General features: G+C 47.9%; 1 protein-coding gene and 1 pseudogene. Both read right to left on the bottom strand.

All coding sequences use genetic code 11. The annotated features are described in order from the left end of the window. Window positions 1–776, bottom strand: a pseudogene (locus QVO97_RS02920) (hypothetical protein); the annotation flags it as partial. A 22-nt stretch (window positions 777–798) separates the two neighbouring features. After that, on the bottom strand, window positions 799–6,405 hold a 5,607-nt coding region (locus QVO97_RS02915), incomplete at its 5' end, for a collagen-like triple helix repeat-containing protein (RefSeq protein ID WP_369678375.1).

The raw sequence follows: 6,405 nt of genomic DNA, 5'->3' as shown, positions 1-6,405 counted from the left end.
ATACCACCGGTACCGCCACGGCCACCGATTCCTCCGGCTCCGCCTTTACCACCTGCACCGCCGTTTCCTCCACGGATGGTGTAAGCATACTTCTTGCGTCCCAGATTAAAGGGATCCTCCACTACGTTCAATGCTGACATAACCGACTGCAGATCCACCACATTTTCACCTAAAGCCAAGGTTTCCTCTGCTATGTTGTACTGAAAATCACCTTCATTCAGAATCATTTCGTCCATCGATGTGACATTCATGACATCATTCATCATATGGGCATTGCCGGCTTTATCTGCAATGATGTACAGGAAGCCATCCGCCGTCACTTTTCCGCTGGCATCATGGATGTCATCCCCAACCAGAACATATTTCCGGTCGGAAAGCTTGATAAAACCACTCTCCGTCAGGGGAATTTCTTCAAAATTTGATAACTTAACAACCGTTCCGTCTTCCTTGAACTGCCAGCCGCCGCCGAACACTTTCAGCGAACCGCTTTGGGGCTCATAAGCGACTGTCTTCTTTCCAAGGTCGTACTTTTCTCCTCCGTCTACCTTCAGGTTCCAGTTTCCATTCAGTTCCCGGCGAACTTCACCGTTCCCTTCCAGATTGATCCGGCTGTAGGCATTGTCGTAAACCAGGGAACCTATCTCCATGGCATACTGATCGCTGACGGTGCCGGCAGCGCGGACTACCGCACCGCCCATGCCGCCCATACCAGCAAGCACAACGCCACTGAAGATTCCAAAGGATTTCTTCACTTTGCTGCTTAATTTTCGTGCCACTGTTTTCTACCTCCTGGTTTGATTAATACGGGATCGAATCCGAGTATGTCTTGATCAGCTTGTTATCATCTGTAAACAGCTGTATCGTGATTCCCCACAGTTTTCCATCCTTCTTAAGTCTGGTCGGAATCGTGATCAGGTCGAACTGTCCGGATTGTCCGCTGTTGTATGTGGTAAACAGTGACTTCGTGCCTTCTCTTCTAAGCTCACCGGAGATCGGACTCTCCTGAACGTCACTGTTGGACCACGGCATCAGGGAATACTCGATTTTCGCTATCTTCTCCAGACCGTAGCTCTTTGCCAGAGACAAAGTCAGGTTTCCGCCGTCTAAGGAGATGTTCTCCTGTCCCAGGGAACCGCCCCAGGACTCCAGTCCCTTCTGTGTACTGCTGGTTATGAGATACTTCTGTTGGTCTTCTACTGGCATCTTTTCAAATTCTGTCTTTGTCAGAGCCTTCTTCCCGCTTTCGTTCTTCTGATCCACGGAGGCAAAGATGCCGACTTCCCATCCTTTAGCCAGCCCCTCTACTGTTGATACAATCTGGGTTGCGGAGCTGTTGTTAACCGGGTAATTCTCCTTATATATCCACTTACCATTCGTTCCTGCTTCGCGGTACGCAATCAGATATTCAGCATTGTCTGCTGTATCGGATACAACCACCCGGTTCGTGTCGGAGAGACTCACGTCGGCCCAGAGTGTATTACCGTTGGTGATACGGAAAGATACGTTGCCGGTCGGTTTACGCAGCTCCGGCCAGTTGATCTGAATGTACTCCGGTTCTTTCGCAACCGACTTGCCACTTCCGTCTACTGCATCCACAACCAGAACATAATCGTATCCCGGTGTCATAATAGTGCTTCCCGGTGCCAGATTCAGTTCCTCTGTCATATCACCTCTGAGACTCCAAGTAATTGCTCCCTTCTTCCAGGTCTTTGACTGGTCATCATAGGTATATCCAAGGAGCTTGCTCATAACCGCTTCGTGGTCTGCCACCTTTGTGTATTGAGTATAGGACGGATCTCCTGCCTTTGTACCCTCACCCAGCGGATACCGACGCAGGGTATATCTAAGATTATATCCATTGACACGATCCAGTTTGTAGCGGACAGTCACATTCTTCTTCCGATAAGTCTCATAGTTGATAATATTGGCTTCTCCATCTGAGATGGTGATGCTGTCAATGGTTTTGAACATGTAGTTAGCACGCTTATTTACTGTCTGTCCAAGCATCACCGTCGGCTTATTCTGGCCTTCTGACCAGGTATAACATACCAGCATATAATTTGTATCCTTATGCAGAAGTCCGTCTTTTATATACAGCTCCGGCATCTTGGTTTCATCCAGTTTATAGGAACTTTGATCCTCCGTGAGCGGAAGCGCCCGTGCCCATACTAGTTTCTTGTTCTCGACAGATGTATCGATCGTATCGCCCACGTTCATCTCGTACAACTTCAACCAGATGTATTTCGTCGTTCCGTCTGCTGTTACCGTTTCACCGTTATTATTTTCACCAAGAGAAGTTCCAGCCACTGGCGGAGCAATCAATGCATAGCTTCCGGTGGTAAGTTCGATGTTAGCCGCTGTAATACCCGGGCTGATCGTCATATAGGTGATGGAAGGCTGCAGGGTGCCAACCGTAATGGTAGAACCAACCGTTCCGTCCGGTCCGGTCATCTGATTAACAGGTACCCATGAATCACTGGATACAAGCTTACAGAATGCCATATTATAGCCGGTTCCGCTCTTCTGATCCTCTGTCTCCAGCCACTCTGCACCGGTTTTTCCGTAATACAGGTTCATGGTGTGCCAGAGGTCATTAACAGAACTATAGCGTAGTCTCTGGCTCTGCAGACGCAGCTTTCGATCTGCCTTCGGATCCGCTGTCTCCGTATTATTCTCCACCTTGTATTCACCCTGAGTCAGGTAAGGATTATTCATGACCTTATACTCGTACTTCTCTCCCTGGGTACTGGAACTATAGTAATAGCTGTTCATAAAGTTGCTGCCATCTATTATCTTTGCTGCATAAACTTCATCCGGATCAAAGCTGTCCGGAAGTCCATATCTGCCATCTGCATACTTTGCCTTCACCTTGAAGGAATAGGTTCCAGCGAGGCTTTCATCACCATGACGGGCATCGGTCAGGTCAACCGTTACTGTTCGGCTGTTTCCATTCAATCCATTTAACGATTTATCCCAGTCATATACCTTTGTTGGGGTTCCACCGTCCTCCTTATACATCTCGATCCTTAAAGCAACGATCCGGCTCAGCATGGTTGTATTGCCGCTCAGCGTGAAGGTAACCTCGTTGCTGGATTCCGGGAAGGAACCGGAGATCTTCACATTTCCTTCTCCATTCGGATCCGTCAGATTCAATTCCGCCGGTGGCAGGTATTCATGGGATGCCAGGAATTGTCCGCTGGCAGTAGTCTTATCCGTTTCCTCCTCGTCATAATACTTCTGATACATCTTGAACTGATAACGGTTCAGGGTAGATTTAACAGGAACAGTAAGCTGGTAGCTGTCGTTTCCACGATCCTGAATCTTTGCCTCTCTCGGAACACCATCCTTGAAAATCAGTCGAAGTCCATCCTTGTATTTTGCAGTGGTCTGATCGGAGTCTTCCCCTCCGAATGTTTTGTCCCAGGTATGATCCACATCCTTCAGGACATTCATCTGCCAGATTGTCTTATAGGGATTGGCATCCGTTCCATCTCCTATGGTGTCTTTCAGATACATCGATACGCTGGTGCTCTGGCGGGGTGCCCCTACCGAAAGGGAACTCAGCATACCGATACCGCCCACGATCTGCTGCTTATACTCATCCGGATAGAGGATACTGGTATTCTCTACCTGCATACGTACCTTAAAACCAAAGGTATAGTGGTATCCGCGTTTCATTCCATCTGCCCAACTACCGGTAAATACGGTTTGATAACCATCCATAGTCATCTCGTAAGGCTGACCCGTCGAATTCATATCGACATTTTTAATATAGTTACGATCATCCGAATCAAGGTCTAATGCTCCAGCCGGTGCCGTATCCGGAGCTTTAAGGAAGAGCACCTGCAGGGCCGGCATACCGGCGCCCTCGGATACCTTCAGCGGATATGCGAAATCATAATGATCTCCATTGTTCCAGTTAACCGGATCCGAAGCATTGGAGTTCGCCGGGTCAAACTTATCCAATTCGGATGTCTTGAATCCAAAGTAACGAATCGCCCGTGCATAACCGTTATCGTTGTTCAGGCGTGCCTGAATCCGGTAACCTACCACCGTGTCATCATCCAGATCCTCCAGCTGGTTTGCAATACTCTTATAAGTACTGTTGTCTCTCAGATCCTTAGCCTTGATCGTCGTTGTAGCGATGGCATCATTGACCGGCTGCGGAAGAGATGGCAGGGCGTTGCTGATGGGAAGCTGCACACCGCCCAGTACAAAGGGAAGTTCGTTCTTAAATCCGGACAGGTTCTCACCTTTTCCGTCCTCTGTGGCACCGTTCTTATAAAAGGATGCCGTATAGTCGTATGCTGCACGGACCTCCAGATAATAGGAGTCCGCCGTCAGGGCATTGTTAGCAAGATGGAAGTTCTCATTGGTGATCACATACTGCTTTGTCGCATCCGTTTCATTCAAGTATTCATCTGAGATGGAACTTTTATTGTGTAACGGGTTTGTATCATCCAGAGTGAAACTTCCCACAAAGAGTCCCTTGTTGTTGGTTCCCTGATACAGGCAGAATTCCAACTGGTCCAACACATCTGTTTCGACATTGGATTCTCCATCTTCTGTCGTCATCTCCATGCGGGCTGTAAAGCTTGCATTGATATTATCTCCCACACGAACCAGGTTGATGGTGGCTGCCTTATCTTTATAGGAAGTTGTTGATGCCACATAATCACCCAGGTATACGTTGGTAAATCTATTTGAATCCGTTGGATCCTTTGCAAATCCAGTTGCGAAGATCCGATAGTTCGTATTAGCCTTCAATCCATTTGCTTGAATCTCAACCGCTATTGCATCCGTAAACTTATTATAATAACCGTCATTTGTAATCGTCCAGGTTCTGCGGTAGTTTCCGCTGCTCTCCAGTGTAACCGTCAGCGGATAATCCTGAGAGATTTCCAGATCCAGGTTCTTCGGCTTAATCATAACGCGGCCCCAGATCATATTCTGATGTGTATAAATCTTGTCGACATTTCCTTTTTCATTGATCAGTAAACCGTTGTAATAGTTCTGCTGATCCTTCTCATCCGCATGGACAAAATAAATCAAAGAATCACCCTGGTCATCCATACGGAACGGATCCGAATAATCCGTCTCTATCTGAACATTCTTTTCGTTATCATAATAGGTCGCCGTTGTCTTAGCTGTATAGGTCTCATTGCGCTCAATCTTTCCCTGCTCCAGGTAGATCGCTACGTTGTTCGTGCTGGTGGACTCGATGGTCTTGACACATTCTGTTCCTTTGTAAATCTTATAGACATACTTGGTCAGTGCATGGTTCGGGTCACTCACGATCGGCTGGGAAAGCTCGAAATAGCCGCCATTATTAACACTTACCTTCGGTTTATCCAGAGACGGCTTCTGTTTCAGGGTCTTCCACTTCTGGGTAACATCCTTTTTCACATTGGCACCGGTCAGCTTCATGGTCACGGTGTAGCTTCCGTCTGCCAGATCATTTTCGGATAATCCAGCTACATTGTCATCCTTCATATCGATCTTATAGGATGTCTTGCCGCTTGAAAGGCTGTAATCCTTCGGTCCAAATACCGTATTACCCTTTTTATCTGTGATCGTAAGGGATGCGGATGTAACCAGTGCATACTCCTTCTTATCGATGGTAAAGGAAAATCCGGTTGTTGTCGCATTCTCCAGATTCAGGATGATACCCGTAGAATCTGTATAGAAGAGACGGTTGATAAAGTCCTTGGTACCGCCAGAGCTGTTTCCATTCTCAGAAAGACTGTATCCGGATGATACAATCAGACGGTACTGTGTATCTGCATTCAGATTTTTAACATTGAATGAGTATGTTTCATCTGCCGAGAAAGTAAGATTCTCTGCCTCATCCATATCATCAATCAGGACATCCACAGGAAGTCCGGTTGAAACATCGATTACTTTAATTGAACCGGTATCTGCCTCCAGTACACCATCCTCATCAATGACGGTGATCATACCGCTTGCGTTCGCTGAATCCACATCAAAATTGCTCAGCGAGATGGTCGCCTGCTCGGTTGCCTGGTTCTGGGGAATCGAACCGTTCGCACCATCACCGCCCAGCTTACCGTTGCTTCCGGCGCTTCCGTTTTTACCGCTGGAACCATCGGATCCGTCATCGCCATCGTCTCCGGATACGCCTTCTTCACCGTCCACACCGTTCTCACCGAGTTCTCCGGATACTCCAGCTGCTCCATTTTCTCCGTTCTCGCCTGCCTGACCGGCTGCACCATCCTCACCGATCTCACCATCTTCACCGTCTACTGCGGTAAATTCAAATTCCGGCGGAACCCAGTCCTGGGCGGACTGGACTTTGATGTTGTCATCCGCATCCATCAGAAGTTCCCCCAGTGTCAGGCGGGCATCTCCCTGTGCGTCGGCGATCACTTTGTTATCAAAGCTAAG

This window comes from Clostridium sp. CAG:43 (assembly GCF_000434655.1).
In the GTDB taxonomy this organism is placed as follows: domain Bacteria; phylum Bacillota; class Clostridia; order Lachnospirales; family Lachnospiraceae; genus Otoolea; species Otoolea fessa.
The sequence above is the reverse complement of the archived record's forward strand: the minus strand, read 5'-3'. Positions and strand labels throughout refer to the sequence as shown.